This window comes from Isoptericola sp. NPDC057191, from assembly GCF_042670225.1.
GTDB lineage: Bacteria > Actinomycetota > Actinomycetes > Actinomycetales > Cellulomonadaceae > Isoptericola.
Window position 1 is genome coordinate 1 of record NZ_JBHUWC010000082.1, and the last position, 16,769, is coordinate 16,769.

Here is a 16,769-nt window from a genome sequence, read left to right on the forward strand (position 1 = left end):
TCCTCAAACGGCTCGTTTGAGGATCAGGTCAGCACGCACGATTCCGAGCGGGTCAGCGGACGGGACGCAGCACCAGTGCACCCAGGGGCGGGACGCGGAGGGTCACGGAGTGGCTGCGACCCTTCCAGGGGACGTCCTGGGCATGCACCCGGCCGAGGTTGCCGACCCCTGAGCCGCCGTAGTCGGCGGCGTCCGTGTTGAGTGCCTCGTCCCACTCGCCGCCGTCGGGCAGGGCCAGGCGGTAGCCCTCGTGCGGGACGCCGGCGAAGTTCACGACCACCACGACGGGGTTACCGTCCGCGTCGCGGCGCACCCACGAGACGGTGTCGTGGTCGGCGTCGTCCGCGTCGAGCCACTCGAAGCCGGCGGCGTCGAAGTCCCGCTCCCACAGGGCCGGGGTGGCGCGGTAGAGGGCGTTGAGGTCGCGCACCAGCCGCTGCACGCCGGCGTGGCCGGGAGTCTCGAGCAGCCACCAGTCCAGGCCGGCGCCCTCGTTCCACTCGGCGTCCTGGGCGAACTCCTGGCCCATGAATAGCAGCTGCTTGCCGGGGTGCGTCCACTGGTAGGCGAGGAAGGCGCGCACGCCCGCGAGCTGCTTCCACCGGTCGCCCGGCATGCGGCGCAGCAGCGACCCCTTGCCGTGCACCACCTCGTCGTGGCTGACCGGCAGCACGTACTGCTCGGAGAACGCGTAGACCAGCGAGAACGTCAGCTCGTGATGGTGGTAGCGGCGGTACATCGGGTCGTGCGCGACGTAGCGAAGCCCGTCGTTCATCCAGCCCATGTTCCACTTCAGGCCGAAGCCGAGGCCGCCCGCGGAGGTCGGGCTCGTCACCCCGGGGAAGGCCGTCGACTCCTCCGCGATCATCATGACGCCGGGGGAGCGGCGGTACGCCGTGGCGTTCGCCTCCTGCAGGAACGCGATCGCCTCGAGGTTCTCGCGTCCGCCGTGGACGTTGGGGACCCACTGCCCGGGCTCGCGCGAGTAGTCGAGGTAGAGCATCGAGGCCACGGCGTCGACGCGCAGCCCGTCGGCGTGGAACTCCTCGAACCAGTAGGTGGCGTTGGCGACGAGGAAGTTGCGCACCTCGCGCCGGCCGAAGTCGAAGACGTACGTGCCCCAGTCGGGCTGCTCGCCCCGGCGCGGGTCGGGGTGCTCGTACAGGGGCGCGCCGTCGAACCGGGCGAGGGCGAACTCGTCGCGCGGGAAGTGCCCCGGCACCCAGTCGAGGATGACGCCGACGCCCGCCTGGTGCAGCCGGTCCACCAGGTGGCGGAAGTCGTCAGGGTGCCCGAACCGCGCCGTCGGCGCGTAGTAGCCCGTGACCTGGTACCCCCACGACCCGCCGAACGGGTGCTCCGCCACGGGCAGCAGCTCCACGTGGGTGAAGCCCTGCTCGACGACGTAGGTGGTGAGCTCCTCGGCCAGCTCGCGGTATCCGAGCCCGGGCCGCCACGAACCCAGGTGCACCTCGTAGACGCTGACCGGCCCGGAGTGCGGGTCGCTCGCCGCACGCTGCGACAGCCACGCGTCGTCGCCCCACTCGTAGGCCGAGTCGACGACGACGGACGCCGTGGCGGGCGGCACCTCCGTGCCCTTGGCCAGCGGGTCGGCCTTGGCCCGCCACACGCGGTCGGCGCCGAGCACCTCGTACTTGTACCGCGTGCCCCCGCCGACACCGGGGACGAAGAGCTCCCACACCCCGCTCGAGCCGAGGGAGCGCATCGGGTGCACGGTGGTCCACCGGTTGTGGTCGCCCACGAGGCGCACCCCGCGCGCGTTCGGTGCCCAGACGGCGAACGCCGTGCCGTCGACGTCGCCGAGCGCGCTCGCGTACCGGTGCGGGTTGGCGCCGAGCACCCGCCAGAGCTCCTCGTGCCGGCCCTCCGCCACGAGGTGCAGGTCCACCTCGCCGAGGGTGGGCAGGAAGCGGTACGGGTCGTCGACGGTCTGCACGTCGTCGTCGTACCGGGTGCGCACGCGGTAGTCCGGCGCGTGCTGCACCCCTGCCGCGTCCACGCCCGCCGGGACCACGGCCTCCCACACGCCGGCCGCCACGTGCCGCGCCGGGTGCTCGCCGTCGCCGAGCACCACCGTCACCTCGTCCGCCAGCGGCCGCAGCGTCCGCACCACCGCCCAGGCGGAGCCGTCGGCCGCCGAGGCGTCCAGGAGGTGCGGGCCGAGGACCGTGTGCGGGTCGTGCAGGGTGCCCTGCGCGACCGCGATCAGCACCTCGGGATCGACAGGAGGCGGCGTTGGCGTCATGCGCTCACGATTCCACGGACCCCCGGGTGTCGCGTTCCGACGCGCGGCCCGGACGGGAGGCCCCGCGAGCGTGCCCGCGGGGCATAGCGTGTGCTTCGACCACTTCACGGGAGGTGGCAGGACCCCGGCCGTCCGGACCGCCTCTCTGTGCACGACGAAGGACTCCTCCATGACCTCCCTGCCCCCGACCTTCCGCGCCCTGCACGACGGGTGGAGCCTGACGGCCCCCACGCTCCCCGCCGGCGCGCCGGACACGGTGTCCGCGGCCCTGACGGCCGGGATCCCCGCGGCAGTACCGGGGGAGGCCCACCTCGACCTGCACCGGGCGGGCCTCATCGACGCACCGTTCGACGGCGACAACGAGACGTCGCAGCAGTGGGTCGGCGACACCTCGTGGCGGTACGCGACGACGTTCGCGTGGCAGCCGGGCGACGCCACGCGGCACGACCTGGTCGCGCTCGGGCTCGACACCGTGGCGACGGTGGAGCTCAACGGGGTCGAGCTCGGCACGACGCAGAACATGCACCGGTCCTTCCGGTGGGACGCGCGCGACGCGCTGCGAGAGGGCGACAACTCCCTGGTCGTCACCTTCGCCGCGCCCGTGCCCGAGGCGCTGGCTCGCGCCGAGCGGGACGGCACGCTGCCGTCGACCAACCACCACGAGTACAACCAGCTGCGCAAGATGGCCTGCTCGTTCGGCTGGGACTGGGGGATCGACGTCGCCGGCGCGGGCATCTGGAAGCCGATCGGCCTCGACTCCTGGTCCGGCGTGCGCGTCGTCTCTGTCCGACCGCTCGTCGACGTCGCCGGTGCGGGCGAGCAGGGCGGGCACGACGGCGTCCTCACCGCGCACGTCGAGATCGAGCGCGACGGCGCGACGGGCGCCGGCGCGGTGCCGCTGGAGGTGCGTGTCACCGGGCCCGACGGTGGGCAGCTCCTGGCGACGGGCAGCGTGCCCGCCGGGGAGGTCGAGGGCGTGGTGACCGTGCGGGTGCCGGGCGTGCGCCGCTGGTGGCCGGTCGGCCACGGTGCGCAGCCGCTCTACGACGTCGACGTGACGGCCACGAGCGACGGCGCCGCCGCCCGCTGGTCGGGGCGCGTCGGCTTCCGCACGGTCGAGCTGGACACCGCCCCCGACGACGCCGGCGCGCCGTTCGTGCTGAAGGTCAACGGCGAGACGGTGCTCGTCCGGGGGGCGAACTGGATCCCCGACCACGCGTTCCTCACCGAGATCGATCGCGACCGGTACGCCCGCCGCGTCGCCGACGCCCTCGAGGCGAACGTCAACCTCCTGCGGGTGTGGGGAGGCGGCATCTACGAGTCGGACGACCTGTACGACCTCGCCGACGAGCGCGGCCTGCTGATGTGGCAGGACTTCCCGTTCGCGTGCGCCGCCTACGGCGAGGACGAGCCGATGCGCTCCGAGGTGGAGGCCGAGGCCCGGGAGAACGTCACCCGGCTCAGCCCGCACCCCTCGCTGGTGATCTGGAACGGCAACAACGAGAACACGTGGGGCTCGGTTGACTGGGGGTGGGCCGGCATGCTGGACGGCCGCCCCTGGGGCGACCTGTACTACCGCGAGCTGCTGCCCGGCGTGCTGGCCGAGCTGGACCCCACGCGCCCGTACTCGCCGGCGAGCCCGTACTCGTTCGGCGACTACCGCCACCCGAACGACGAGCGCTACGGCACGATGCACATCTGGGACGTGTGGAACCGGGAGGACTACGGCGTCTACGCCCGCTACCGGCCGCGCTTCCTGTCGGAGTTCGGCTTCCAGGGCCCGCCGGCGTGGTCCACGCTCACCCGCGTCGTCCACGACGAGCCGCTCGACCCGTTCGGCCACCAGATGCTCGTGCACCAGAAGGCGCACCTGGGCAACGCCAAGCTGGAGCGCGGCTGGCAGGGGCACCTGCCCGACCCGGCCACGATCGAGGACTGGCACTGGACCACCCAGCTCAACCAGGCGCACGCCGTGCGGTTCGGCATCGAGCACGTGCGGTCCCTGACCCCGCACAACACCGGCACGATCATGTGGCAGCTCAACGACAGCTGGCCGGTCGTGTCGTGGGCGGCGGTCGACCACGACGAGCACCGCAAGCCGCTCTGGCACGCGCTGCGCGCGGCTTACGCGCCCCGGCTCGCGACGCTCCAGCCCCGGGCCTCCGACGCTGCGCGCGCCGCCGCCTGGGAGGGTGTGCCGCCGGAGCCGGACGGCGTCGCCCTCGTGGTGGTCAACGACACGGGGGCACGGCTGGCCGGGACGTGGACCGTCACGCGGGAGCGGCTCGACGGTGCCGTCCTCGCGACCACGACCCTCGAGGTCGACGTCCCGGCCCGCGGGGCCGCGACGGTTCCGGTACAGGCCGACGTCGCCACCTTCGGCGACCCGGGCGAGGAGGTCCTCGTGGCCGCCCCGGACGACCCGGCGGCCGACGTCGCCGTGGCCCTGCGGCACGGGGCGGAGGTCGTGGACCAGCGTCTCGACCCTCGAGCCCTGCGGATCGAGGCCACGCGCACGGCGGACGGCTGCGAGCTGCACGTGACAGCCACGTCCCTCGCACGGGACGTGTTCTGCCACGCCGACGTCGTGGACCCGGCGGCGCGCGTCGACGCGGGCATGGTGACGCTGCGGGCGGGCGAGCGCGTCACCCTGCGCGTCACCTCTCCTGCGGGCGGCGACCCGGAGGCGTTCGCCGCCGCGGTGCGCAGCGCGAACGACCTGGTCGGGCGTGCGGTCAGCGCGGGCGGTTGAGCACGCGGTCCACCGCGGACAGCGGGATGTGCACCCACCGGGGACGTTGGCGGGTCTCGTAGACCACCTCGTAGAGCGCCTTGTCGAGCACGAGGGCGGCGAGCACCGCGTCGGCGGTCGGGGGGTCGAGCGCCGGCGGGCGGCTGGTGTTCAGGCCGCTCACCGCTGCCGAGGCGTCGGCGGCCCGGCGGTAGCGGGCGACGAAGGCGTGCACCGCCTCGGCCTCCCAGTACGGGTCGGGCGCCCCGCCGACGGCCGCCGCGTACGAGAACGAGCGGACCATGCCCGCGACGTCGCGCAGCGGGAGGTCCGGCGCCGTGCGCTCCGCCGCGGGGCGCTGCGGCTCGCCCTCGAAGTCGAGCAGCTTCCAGCCCGTCGCGCCGTGCAGGGCCTGGCCGAGGTGCAGGTCGCCGTGCACCGTCTGCAGCCGCAGGCGGGGCAGGCGGACCTGCAGGTCGTCGAGGAGGGTGGCGATCTCGGCCTCGCGCGCCGCGAGGGAGGGCGCCTCGGCGACGGCGAGCGCCGCCCGGCGTCGCAGCCCGTCGACGAACGTCGCCGGGTCCAGCAGCGGGCCGGGGGGCATCGCCTGGCGCAGCACGGCGTGCAGCTCGGCGAGAACCCGACCGAGGTCCGCCGCGAGCTGGGCGAACGACTCGCCGCTGCCGGCGTGCTCGCAGGCCAGCTCGAAGCCGTCCCGGGCCTGGGGCACCAGCTCGCTGAGGACGGCGAGGGCGGTGGTCACGCCCGGCGCCGTGGGAACCTGCAGGGCGCCGAGGAACCGCGGCACGCCGTCCCACCCCGCGCGGGTCAGGGCGCGCGGCACGACCACGTCGGGGTGCGGGCCGGGGGTCACGGTCCGCAGGATCTTGAGCATCCCGCCCGTGCCGCCGGGGGACGGCACGCCCGGCAGGACGACGCTCGTGTTCGACTGCTCGCCCGCCACGACGCGCCCGCCGGCCACCAGCGCCGCGTCGTCCACGCCGTCGCCGGCGCCGGCGGCGCGCAGCAGGGCGAGCCAGCAGGCGGGGTGGGAACCGCCGTCGTGCACCGCGACCGGCCCCGCGGCGGTGCGGACCTCGGCGATGAACCCTGGCCCGCGTTCCGCCGGGTCGGTGAGGACCAGCGGCACCTGCGCCACCGCGGAGCCCCCGGGCACGCCCGCGCCGTGCAGCGCGGTCAGGACGACGACGACGTCGCCGCCCGCGCCGGACCCGCCCGTCGCGGTGCCGGCCGTGCCGCGCTCGTCGTCGAACGTCACAGCCAGCCACGGCTCGACCCGCACGTCGGCGCCGCTGGCCCCGCCCGCGGGGAACCAGCGCCTGCCCGGCAGCCAGGCCGCGAGCAGGTCCCCGACGCTCGGGTCGGGGACGTCCGCGGCCGGCCGCACCGCGGTCATGCGCGACCGCCCCCGGGGGTGGTCGCGACCGGCGACGCCGGCGGGGTCAGCAGCAGCCAGTAGAAGTCGCGGGACCCCCACGTCATCGTGATCGACTCGTCCGGCCCGACGTCGGGGAACCGGGCGCCCCCGAAGAGGTCCGTCAGCGACCATCCCGCGCGCCCGGGCAGCCGCACGCGCGCCGAGCGTGCCGTGGCGGACAGGTTCGCCGCCATGAGCAGCGTCTCGCCGGGCGCCGAACGCGTGAACGCGATCACCGCCTCGTCGTCCGAGTCGAGGGCCGTCAGGTCCCCGGTGCCGAACGCCGGGTGCAGGCGTCGCACGGCGAGCATGCCGTGCACCCAGTGCAGCAGGGAGGACGGCTGCGCGAGCTGCGCCTCGACGTTGGTGTGCTGGTAGTGGTGCACGAGCGACTGCACCAGCGGCAGGTACAGCTTGCCCGGGTCGGCGGTGGAGAAGCCGGCGTTGCGGTCCGGGGTCCACTGCATCGGGGTGCGCACCGAGTCGCGGTCGGGCAGCCAGATGTTGTCGCCCATGCCGATCTCGTCCCCGTAGTACAGGCACGGGCTGCCCGGCAGGCTCAGCAGCAGCGCGTGCGCCAGCTCCACCTCCTTGCGCGAGTTGTCGAGCAGGGGCGACAGCCGCCGGCGGATGCCGATGTTGGCCCGCATGCGCGGGTCGGGCGCGAACCACCCGTACATCGCCGCGCGCTCCTCGGTGGAGACCATCTCGAGGGTCAGCTCGTCATGGTTGCGCAGGAACGTGGACCACTGGCCGCCCGGCGCGGGGATGTCGGGGGTGTCCGCGAGGATGTCCAGCAGCGGCCGGGCCCGCTGGTCGCGCATCGCGTAGTAGACGCGCGGCATCACCGGGAAGTGGAAGCACATGTGGCACTCGGGCTCGTCCGCGGTGCCGAAGTAGTCGACGACCTCCTGCGGCCACTGGTTCGCCTCGGCCAGCATGATGCGGCCCGGGTACTCGTCGTCGATCATGCGGCGCACCCGGCGCAGGAACGCGTGCGTCTCCGGCAGGTTCTCGCAGTTCGTGCCCTCGGCCTCGAACAGGTAGGGGACGGCGTCGAGCCGGAAGCCGTCCACGCCGATCGCCAGCCAGAACCGCGCCACGTCCAGCATGGCGTCCACGACGCGCGGGTTCTCGAAGTTGAGGTCCGGCTGGTGGCTGAAGAACCGGTGCCAGAAGTACTGCCGGCGCTCCGGGTCGAACGTCCAGTTGGACGTCTCCGTGTCCACGAAGATGATGCGCGCGTCCGGGTACCGGGTGTCGTCGTCGGACCACACGTAGAAGTCACCGTAGGGACCGTGCGGGTCGGCCCGCGACGCCTGGAACCAGGGGTGCTGGTCGCTGGTGTGGTTCATCACCAGGTCCACCACCACCCGGATGCCGCGCGCGTGCGCCGCCTCGATGAGCTCGGTGAAGTCCCCGACGGTGCCGTACTGGCTCGCGATCGACGTGTAGTCGGCGACGTCGTACCCGCCGTCGCGCAGCGGGGACGGGTAGAACGGCGGCAGCCACAGGCAGTCCACCCCCAGCCACTGCAGGTAGTCGAGCCGCTCGGTGACGCCCCGCAGGTCGCCCGTGCCCGCCCCGGCCGTGTCGGAGAAGGCACGCACGATGACCTCGTAGAACACCGCCGTGCGGTACCACTCCGGGTCGTCGGACAGCCCCGGCTTGTCCAGCGGCGGCGGCGTCGGCTGCGGGCGCGTGGGCAGCGCCTGGACCGGCACCTGGCGCGTGATGGGGCGCGGCACCTCGGGCGTCATCGCCGGACCGCCGTCGGCCGTGTCATGGCGGCCGTCACGCCAGCCCCACGGTGAGCACGTGCGCCACCTGCTCGCGCGGGTCGAGGCGGACGTACGGGTGCGCGCCCCACGGGTACGTCGCGCCCGACAGCTCGTCGTGGGCGACGAAGAACGCCTGGTCCTCCACGCCGTCGGGCCGCGTCAGCCCGAGGGCCTCGAGGTCGAGGAGCACCGTGGACTCCTGCGTGGTCCACGGGTCCAGGTTCAGCACCACGAGCACGACGTCGTCCGTCGTGGCGCCCGGCCGCCCCGCGCCGGGCAGGTGCTCGGCACGCACGCGCCGGGAGAACGCCACGACCTGGTCGTTCGTCGTCGGGTGCACCGTCAGGTCGCGCAGCTGCTGCAGCGCGGGGTGCGCCCGCCGGATCTCGTTCAGCCGCCGCAGCAGCGTGGAGACGCCGATGACCTCGGCCTGCGACCAGTCGCGCGGCTTGTACTCGTACTTCTCGTTGTCGATCTGCTCCTCGACGCCCGGCCGCGGCACGTTCTCCACCAGCTCGTAGCCCGAGTAGATCCCCCACGTGGGGCTGCCGAGCGCCGCCAGGACCGCGCGCACCGCGAAGCCCGCCACCCCGCCGTGCTGCAGGTACGGCGGCAGGATGTCGTGCGTCGTCGGCCAGAACGACGGGCGCAGCACCGAGCCCTGCGGCCCGGACACCTCCTGCAGGTACTCCTCGATCTCCTCCTTGGTCGTGCGCCAGGTGAAGTAGGTGTACGACTGGTGGAACCCGATGCGCGCGAGCGTCTGCATCATCGCGGGCCGGGTGAACGCCTCGGACAGGAACAGCACCTCCGGGTGCGTCGCGTGCACCCGCGCCAGCAGCCACTCCCAGAAGTCCAGCGGCTTGGTGTGCGGGTTGTCGACGCGGAACGCCGTCACGCCCCGGTCCACCCACAGCAGCACGATGCGCAGGATCTCCTCCGCCAGGCCCTGCGGGTCGCGGTCGAAGTTCAGCGGATAGATGTCCTGGTACTTCTTCGGCGGGTTCTCCGCGTACGCGATGGTCCCGTCGGCGCGGATCGTGAACCACTCCGGGTGCTCGGTCACCCACGGGTGGTCGGGCGAGCACTGCAGCGCCAGGTCGAGCGCCACCTCGAGGTCGTGGGAGCGAGCCGCCGCGACGAAGGCACGGAAGTCGGCCTCGGAGCCGAGGTCCTGGTGGATCGCGTCGTGACCACCGTCGGGCGCACCGATCGCGTACGGGCTGCCCGGGTCGCCCGGCTGCGGGTCCAGGGTGTTGTTCCGGCCCTTGCGGAACGTCGTGCCGATGGGGTGCACCGGGGTGAGGTAGACGACGTCGAACCCCATCGCGGCGATCTCCGGCAGCCGACGCGCCGCCGTCCGGAACGTGCCCGAGCGCCACGTCCCGTCCTTGCGCCGCGTCGCGCCCTCGGAGCGCGGGAACAGCTCGTACCAGCTCGCCGCGAGCGCCAGCGGACGGCTCACGCGGAGGGGGTACGCGGCGCTCGCCGTCACGAGGTCGCGCAGCGGCGCACGGCGCAGGGCGTCCTTCACCGCGGCCGTCATCGCCATCGCCAGCCGTGCCTCGGGCGGGCGCGTGGTGTCGGAGAGCTCGCGGGCCGCCGCCTCCAGCGTGGCGGCGTCGGCCGCGGACCGTGCGGCCTGCAGCTCCGGGGCGACGATGCGTTCGAACAGCAGGCGGCCCTCCGCCAGCACGAGCTCCACGTCCTGCCCGGCGTCGAACTTGATCACCGCGTCGTGCGCCCACGTCGCATACGGGTCCGCCCAGCCCTCGACGCGGAACGACCAGTCGCCCTCCGCGTCGGGCTGCAGGAAGCCGCGGAAGCGGTCGAGCCCCGGCGCGACGTCGGTCATGGGCGCGGTGGAGTGCACCGAGCCGTCCGGCGCGAGCAGGACGGCGGTGGCCGCGACGGCGTCGTGCCCCTCGCGGAACACGGTGGCCTCGACCGGCACCACCTCGCCGACGGCCGCCTTCGCCGGCCAGCGCCCGCCCTCGACGACGGGGGAGAGCTCGAGGACGGGGATCCGTCCGATCGGCACGTGCGGCGTGGGCTGCGGAGACGTCACGGCCTCCACGCTAGCCAGCAGGCCCGCATGGCGCGCGCGCACTCGCCGTCGTCGAGCCAGCACCTCCCTCGCCGAGGCAGCACGCAGGCCCGCGAGGTAGCACACGACGCGGCGAGGTAGTTCAAGAAACCGCGAGGTAGTGCGGGAGGCGGCGAGGTAGTTCAAGAATCCGCGAGGTAGTTCTTCGAGCACCGAGGTAGTCACGAGGCCACTACCTCGCGGGGATCTGAACTACCTCGCGGGCTTGCGTGCTACCTCGCGGGCTCGCGTGCTACCTCGCGGGGGGCTGGACTACCTCGGCGGTCAGGCGCCGGCGGCGAGGGCGCGGCCGGTGGTGCGGCCGGTGTGCAGGCAGCCCCCGAGGAAGGTGCCCTCCAGCGCGCGGTGGCCGTGCACGCCGCCGCCGCCGAACCCGGCGGCCTCGCCGACGGCCCACAGACCGTCCAGCACGGACCCGTCGGCGCGCAGGACGCGTCCGGACGGGTCGCACCACAGGCCGCCGAGCGTCTTGCGGGTCAGGACCGACAGCCGGACGGCGAGCAGCGGGCCGTCCTTCGGCGTCGTCAGCGGGCGCGGGCGGGCGACGCGGATCAGCTTGTCCACGCGGTAGTCGCGGGTGGCGCGCGTCGCCACGACCTGCGGGTCCTTGCCCAGCCCGGAGGCCACCTGGGCGTCGCGGGCGGCGACGACGGCGGCGAGCTCGTCCGGGTCCACGTGCCCCTTCGAGCCGGGGGTCGCGTCGACGAGGGCGTTCATCTTCGCGGCGAGCTCGGCCGGGGTGTCCGCCCAGAGGAACTCGGGAGACTCGGCGGCGAACCTCGCGACGGGCCCGACGGCGCGCGGCAGCACACGCTGCGCCAGGAGCCGGACGTCCTTGCCGGTGAGGTCGGGGTTCTGCTCGGACCCCGACAGGGCGAACTCGGACTCCATGATCGCCTTGTTGAGCACGAACCAGGAGTGGTCGTCGCCGCGCCGGGTGACGTGCTGCAGCGACCCCAGGGCGTCGAAGCCGGGGAACAGCGGGGCAGGCAGGCGGCCGCCGTCGGCGTCGAGCCACAGCGACGAGGGGCCGGGAAGGATGCGGATGCCGTGGTTCGTCCAGACGGGCGAGTGGTTGGCGATGCCCTCGGGGTAGTGCCACATCCGGTCCTCGTGCACGAGGGCGGCGCCCGCCTCGGCGGCGATCCCGAGCATGAGGCCGTCGGTCGAGTCCGGGACGCCGGACAGCATCCGGTCGGGCAACGTGCCCGCCTCGGGGTCCCAGTGCGCGCGGGCCAGGTCGTGGTTGGCACCGATGCCACCGGACGCGACGACGACGGCGCCTGCGGCGATCTCCTCCGAGCCCACGACGTCGCGGTTCGACGGCGCACCGCGGCCACCGAACGGCAGCCCTGCGACGGGCTGGTCGGCCAGGACGTCCGCACGCACGCCGGTGACGCGGCCGTCCGTCGTGACCAGCCCCGTGACGCGACGACGGAAGCGCAGGTCCAGCAGCCCGGCGTCGCGCGCCGCCAGGGCCGCGGCGACGAACGGCGCGACGATGCCCGGGCCGGTGCCCCAGGTGACGTGGAAGCGGGGCACGGAGTTGCCGTGCTCCACCCGGCCGTCGGCGTGACCCACCGTGTACCCGCCGCGCTCGGCCCACTGGACCAGCGGGAACCAGCGCACGCCCTTGCCGCGCAACCACGAGCGCAGGTCGCCCGCGGCGAACTCGACGAACCGCCGGGCCCACGCGTACCCGTGGCGGTCGGGACCCTCGCCGCGCTCGGCGCCGGGCTCGAACTGCGCGGAGCCCAGCCAGTCCGCCCACGCCAGGTCGGCCGAGTCGTGCACGCCCATCGCGCGCTGCTCGGGCGACCCGACCAGGAACAGGCCGCCGAACGACCACCACGCCTGGCCGCCGAACGACGCCTCCGGCTCCTGGTCCAGCAGCACCACCCGCCGGCCCGCCGCGGTGAGCTCCGTGGCCGTGACGAGCCCCGACAGGCCCCCTCCGATGACGACGACGTCCGCATCCATGCGCGAAGTCTGGCAGAGGTGTGACCCCGCGCACACCGGTTGCGGGCAGCGTCACCGACCCAGATGGACCTCCACGCTCAGCGCCTCGACCACGGTCGCGCCGTCGTCGTCGCCGGGCGGGCCCTCCGGCTGCTCCGGGCGGTCCCACGACGAGCTCCACACCCGTTCCCACGACGCGCCGCCGGGTGCCGGGGGCAACGTCACGTCGGTGTCGTCCAGCCCGCCGTTGAGGACGAGCAACACGTGCGCGTCGCCGTCGGCCGGCCCGGGGCGCAGCATCTGCACGACCCGCCGCCCGGCGACGGCCCACGCGTCCCGGTCCATCGGCGCGCCGTCGCCGGCGAACCACAGCAGATCCGGCTCGTCCTCGCCGGGACGGGGGGACCCGAGGAAGAACGAGTCCGCGCGCAGCGCCGCGTGCTCCGCCCGCAACGCCACCAGGAAGCGGGTGGTGTCGAGGAGGTCGCGGGCCGCGTCCTCGAGGTCCCAGCCGACCCACGAGATCTCGTTGTCCTGCGCGTACGCGTTGTTGTTGCCGCGCTGCGTGCGGCCGAGCTCGTCGCCGGCGGTCAGCATCGGGGTCCCGGCGGACAGGAGCAGCATGGCCAGCAGGTTGCGCTGGGAGCGGCGACGCAGGGGCACGACGGCGGACCACGGCTCGGTGGCGGTGTCGCCACCGCCCTCCCCGTCGTCGGCGCCGGGTGCGTGCCCCTCGACCCCGTGGTTCCAGGACAGGTTGTGGTCCGACCCGTCGCGGTTGTCCTCGCCGTTGGCCTCGTTGTGCTTGTGGTCGTAGGCGACGAGGTCCGCCAGGGTGAAGCCGTCGTGCGCGGTGACGTAGTTGACCGATGCGACCGGGCCGCGCACCAGCGGCGGGTCCGAGTGCCCGAACAGGTCGGCCGAGCCCGCCAGCCGCGTGGTGAGCTCCCGCAGGCCGTGCATCGGCCGCCCGTGCGAGCCCTCGCGCGGCGCGTCGAGCCAGAAACCTCGCACGGCGTCGCGGAACCGGTCGTTCCACTCCGCGGTGGGCGGGGGGAAGTTGCCGGTCTGCCAGCCGCCCGGCCCGACGTCCCACGGCTCGGCCACCAGCTTGAGGTTGTTCAGCACGGGGTCGGTCTGCAGGGCCACGAGGAACGGGTGGTCGGGGGAGAAGCCGTGGTGGGTGCGCCCCAGGGTGACCGCCAGGTCGAACCGGAACCCGTCCACGCCCACGACCTCCGCCCAGTACCGCAGCGAGTCCAGCGCGAGCTGCACCACGCGCGGGCGGCGGAAGTCGAGCGAGTTCCCCGTGCCGGTGACGTCGGCGAGCGCGGCGGGGGAGGCGCCGTCGTGCAGGTAGTAGCCCGCGTTGTCGAGGCCGCGCCAGCTCACGTGCAGGGCGTCGTCGCCGCCCTCGCAGGTGTGGTTGTAGACGACGTCCAGCAGCACCTCGATGCCCGCCTCGTGCAGCAGGTGCACCATGCCGCGGACCTCGTCGAGGACGGCGGCCGGCCCGGCCTCGCGCGCCGCCCGCGTGGCGTACGCGGCGTGCGGGGCGAAGAAGCCGAGCGTCTGGTACCCCCAGTAGTTCGTGAGCCCCTGGGCCACCAGGTAGGGCTCGCTGGCGAAGGCGTGGATCGGCAGCAGCTCGAGGGTGGTGACGCCGAGGCTCGTCAGGTGGGCGATCGTCGCCGGGTGCGCGACCCCCGCGTACGTGCCGCGCAGCTCGGGCGGCACGTCCGGGTGCGTCGCGGTCAGCCCCTTGACGTGCGCCTCGTAGACCACGGTGTCGGCCCACGGGACGCGCGGCCGGCTCAGCGGCGGGGGGCCGTCGTACGCGGGCAGGACCACGGAGTGCGGCACGAAGGCGAGCGAGTCGCGCTCGTCCGGCTCCCCGTAGCGCTCCGCCACCCAGGACCGGCCCGCCGGCGAGTCCGGGTCGTCGCCGCCGGGCGCGCTCACGGCGCCGTGCGTCTCCGGCCCGTAGGTGAGGTCGCCCACCAGGCCGCGGGCGTACGGGTCCACCAGCAGCTTGGCGGGGTTGTGACGCTGGCCCGCCTGCGGGTCCCACGCGCCGTGGACCCGGAACCCGTACCGCTGGCCCGGCCGCACCTGCGGCACGTGGGCGTGCCAGACGCCGTAGACCGGGCCGTCCAGCAGGACCCGGCGCTCGGCGTACCGCGCCGGGTCGTGCGGGTCGAGGTCCGGCTCGACGACGTCGATCAGGCACAGCTCCACGCCGTCCGCGTGCGACGCCGCGACGGCCACGTCCACCCCGCCGTCCGGCGTCGGGTGCACCCCCAGCGGCGGGACGTGGCTGCGTCGCACCTGCGGGCGCGTCAGCGGCGTGACCTTGGGGCGCGACTCCATGGGGACGTCCATGCGGACATGGTGCCTGCCGTGACCGACAGCCGCGCGCGACCCGCCCGGTCATGCCCGGTCGGCCCCGCCCCGTCGATCCCAACCGCCGTCGTCCGCCGGTGGACACGACGGCCTGCGGGCGGCCCCGCAGGTAGGCTCGACACCGTCGGCCGCAGCGCCTGCGGCCGGTCGTCACCACCGTGAGCTGGAGGTCGCGCCCGTGCGCATCGTCGTCGCCGTGAAGTACGTGCCGGACATCAACGCGGAGCGGCGGTTCGTGGACTGTCGGGTGGACCGCGACCCCGGCGTCGGGACCCTCAACGAGCTGGACGAGAACGCGCTCGAGGCGGCCCTGCGGATCCTCGACGCGCTGCCCGAGGACGAGCGCGCCGCGAGCGAGGTCGTCGCCCTGACGGTCGCTCCTGCCGAGGGGGACGTGGCCCTGCGCAAGTCGTTCCAGATGGGCGTGGACCGTGCCGTGCGCGTCACCGACGACGCGCTGGCGGGCTCCGACTACTTCGGCACCGCCGCGGCGCTCGCCGCCGGGGTGCGCAGGCTCGAGGCCGACGGCGCCCCCGTCGACCTGGTGGTCACCGGCATGGCCGCGCTCGACGGACTCGGGTCCGTGGTGCCGGCGCTCGTCGCCGCCGAGCTCGGCCGCCCCGCGGTCACGCTCGCGAAGAAGATCGACGTCGCCGGTGGCACCCTCACCGTCACGCGCGAGACCGACGAGGCCACCGAGACGCTCGCCGCGCCCCTGCCCGCCGTCCTGTCCGTCGCGGACACGGCCAACACGCCGCGCATGCCGAACTTCAAGCTGATCATGGCGGCCCGCACCAAGCAGGTCGAGACGTGGTCGGCCGCCGACCTCGGGCTGGACCCCGCCACCGTCGGCGCCGCCGGCGCGCGTACGGACGCGATCGCCGCCACGCCACGCCCCGCCCGCCCCGAGGTGCAGCTGGTGGTCGACAAGGGCGAGGGCGGCACCGCCCTCGCCGAGTACCTCATCCGCAACGAGCTGGTCTGAGAGGACGCGACCGTGACGACGAACGAGCCCACCCGCAACCGCACCGTCCTCGTCCTGCTGGACCCGGCGACCGAGGTCCGCACCAGCGCGCTGGAGCTGCTCACCATCGGCCGCGGCCTCGGCCGTGTCGAGGCCGTCGCCCTCGAGGCGCCCACGGTCGAGGTGCTGGCCCAGCTCGGCGCCTACGGCGTCGAGACCGTGCACCAGGCCGAGGTGCCGATCGACGCCCTCCAGGCCGCGGGGGGCGACGACGCCCGGCACCTGCCGGCCGTGGTCGGTGCGACGCTCGCCGCCGCCGTGCGCCGCACCGACGCCGACGTCGTCCTCGCACCCGCGACGTTCGGCGCGAAGGAGGCCGCCGCCCTGGCCGCGCACGCCCTGGGCGCCGGCCTGGTCATCGACGCCGCCGTCGTCGACGAGGACTCCGACGGCCGCGTCGTGGCCGGCAAGCGCGTCTTCGCGGGCGCCTGGGACACCCGGTGCGTGGTCACCGCCGACGTCGCCGTGCTCACCGTGCGCTCGAACGCCGTCGTGCCCGAGCCTGCCGCCGCCCCCGTCGCGACCGACGTCGAGGCGCTGCCCGTCGCGCTGCCGGCCGGCACCTGCGGCGTGGTGGTCACGTCGCGCGAGGTCAAGGAGCGCGCGCCGGGCCGCCCGACGCTCGAGGAGGCCGCGGTGGTCGTCGCGGGCGGCCGTGGCACGGGCGGCGACTTCGGCGCTGTCGAGGAGTTCGCCGACGCGCTCGGCGCTGCGGTCGGCGCGTCCCGCGACGCCGTCTTCGAGGGCTGGTTCGACCGGTACATCGGCCAGACGGGCGTCACCATCGCGCCGCGCCTGTACGTGGGCGCGGGCATCTCCGGGGCGCCGCACCACCGCGGCGGGATGCAGGCGTCGCAGGTGATCGTGGCGGTCAACTCCGACCCGGAGGCCCCGATCTTCGAGATCTGCGACTTCGCCGTCGTCGGTGATCTCACGGACGTGCTGCCGCAGGCCGCCGCCGTCCTCCGGGCGCACCGCGAGGGCTGACCCGCCGCCAGAATCGTCCGTGCTGACTTGATCCTCGTTCCGCAGTTTTGAGGATCAAGTCAGCACGGACGAT

The 16,769-nt window shown here is 74.3% G+C and carries 9 protein-coding genes; 3 read left to right on the top strand and 6 right to left on the bottom strand.

Annotation, left to right across the window (positions count from 1 at the left end):
- Positions 1–52: 52 nt before the first annotated feature.
- On the bottom strand, positions 53–2,266 hold the full coding sequence (glgB, locus tag ACFT55_RS11790) for a 1,4-alpha-glucan branching protein GlgB (protein ID WP_380244021.1): 2,214 nt from the start codon (positions 2,264–2,266) through the stop codon (positions 53–55).
- A 169-nt stretch (positions 2,267–2,435) separates the two neighbouring features.
- Here glgB and ACFT55_RS11795 point away from each other — a divergent pair, with 169 nt between their 5' ends.
- Positions 2,436–5,018, top strand: a complete 2,583-nt coding sequence (locus ACFT55_RS11795) for a glycoside hydrolase family 2 protein (protein ID WP_380244022.1) — start codon at positions 2,436–2,438, stop codon at positions 5,016–5,018.
- On the opposite strand, the gene ACFT55_RS11800 is transcribed toward ACFT55_RS11795, so the two are convergent.
- The 5 genes from ACFT55_RS11800 to glgX form a co-directional block, all read right to left on the bottom strand.
- The gene (locus ACFT55_RS11800) at positions 5,002–6,414 is read right to left on the bottom strand and encodes a phosphotransferase (RefSeq protein WP_380244023.1); all 1,413 of its coding nucleotides are present in this window, start codon (positions 6,412–6,414) and stop codon (positions 5,002–5,004) included. The two genes, ACFT55_RS11795 and ACFT55_RS11800, sit on opposite strands and share 17 nt — an antisense overlap.
- On the bottom strand, positions 6,411–8,195 hold the full coding sequence (treS, locus tag ACFT55_RS11805; RefSeq protein ID WP_380244024.1) for a maltose alpha-D-glucosyltransferase: 1,785 nt from the start codon (positions 8,193–8,195) through the stop codon (positions 6,411–6,413). The genes ACFT55_RS11800 and treS overlap by 4 nt, the downstream gene beginning before the upstream one ends.
- Before the next feature lie 34 nt (positions 8,196–8,229).
- Positions 8,230–10,293 carry an alpha-1,4-glucan--maltose-1-phosphate maltosyltransferase gene (locus ACFT55_RS11810; RefSeq protein ID WP_380244025.1) on the bottom strand — a complete coding sequence of 688 codons (2,064 nt, stop codon included), beginning with the start codon at positions 10,291–10,293 and terminating at the stop codon, positions 8,230–8,232.
- A gap of 294 nt (positions 10,294–10,587) precedes the next feature.
- Positions 10,588–12,303 carry an FAD-binding dehydrogenase gene (locus ACFT55_RS11815; protein ID WP_380244026.1) on the bottom strand — a complete coding sequence of 572 codons (1,716 nt, stop codon included), beginning with the start codon at positions 12,301–12,303 and terminating at the stop codon, positions 10,588–10,590.
- A gap of 51 nt (positions 12,304–12,354) precedes the next feature.
- Positions 12,355–14,664 (bottom strand): glycogen debranching protein GlgX, encoded by a 2,310-nt coding sequence (glgX, locus tag ACFT55_RS11820; protein WP_380244027.1) that lies wholly within the window; start codon positions 14,662–14,664, stop codon positions 12,355–12,357.
- Between the two features lie 199 nt (positions 14,665–14,863).
- Between glgX and ACFT55_RS11825 the strand changes: the two genes are divergently transcribed.
- Together ACFT55_RS11825 and ACFT55_RS11830 are read left to right on the top strand one after the other, a co-directional pair.
- A complete protein-coding gene (locus tag ACFT55_RS11825; protein ID WP_380244028.1) occupies positions 14,864–15,670 on the top strand; it encodes an electron transfer flavoprotein subunit beta/FixA family protein in 807 nt (268 codons plus the stop codon).
- Between the two features lie 12 nt (positions 15,671–15,682).
- Positions 15,683–16,696, top strand: coding sequence for an electron transfer flavoprotein subunit alpha/FixB family protein (locus ACFT55_RS11830; RefSeq protein WP_380244029.1), 1,014 nt, complete (start codon positions 15,683–15,685; stop codon positions 16,694–16,696).
- Positions 16,697–16,769 lie beyond the last annotated feature (73 nt).

What these genes read in the sequence shown, in the direction of transcription:
- ACFT55_RS11800 (WP_380244023.1), bottom strand. Translation starts at nt 6,414, where the DNA reads ATGACCGCGGTGCGGCCGGCCGCGGACGTCCCCGACCCGAGCGTCGGG.
- glgX (WP_380244027.1), bottom strand. Translation starts at nt 14,664, where the DNA reads ATGGACGTCCCCATGGAGTCGCGCCCCAAGGTCACGCCGCTGACGCGC.
- ACFT55_RS11815 (WP_380244026.1), bottom strand. Translation starts at nt 12,303, where the DNA reads ATGGATGCGGACGTCGTCGTCATCGGAGGGGGCCTGTCGGGGCTCGTC.
- ACFT55_RS11795 (WP_380244022.1), top strand. Translation starts at nt 2,436, where the DNA reads ATGACCTCCCTGCCCCCGACCTTCCGCGCCCTGCACGACGGGTGGAGC.
- treS (WP_380244024.1), bottom strand. Translation starts at nt 8,195, where the DNA reads ATGACGCCCGAGGTGCCGCGCCCCATCACGCGCCAGGTGCCGGTCCAG.
- glgB (WP_380244021.1), bottom strand. Translation starts at nt 2,266, where the DNA reads ATGACGCCAACGCCGCCTCCTGTCGATCCCGAGGTGCTGATCGCGGTC.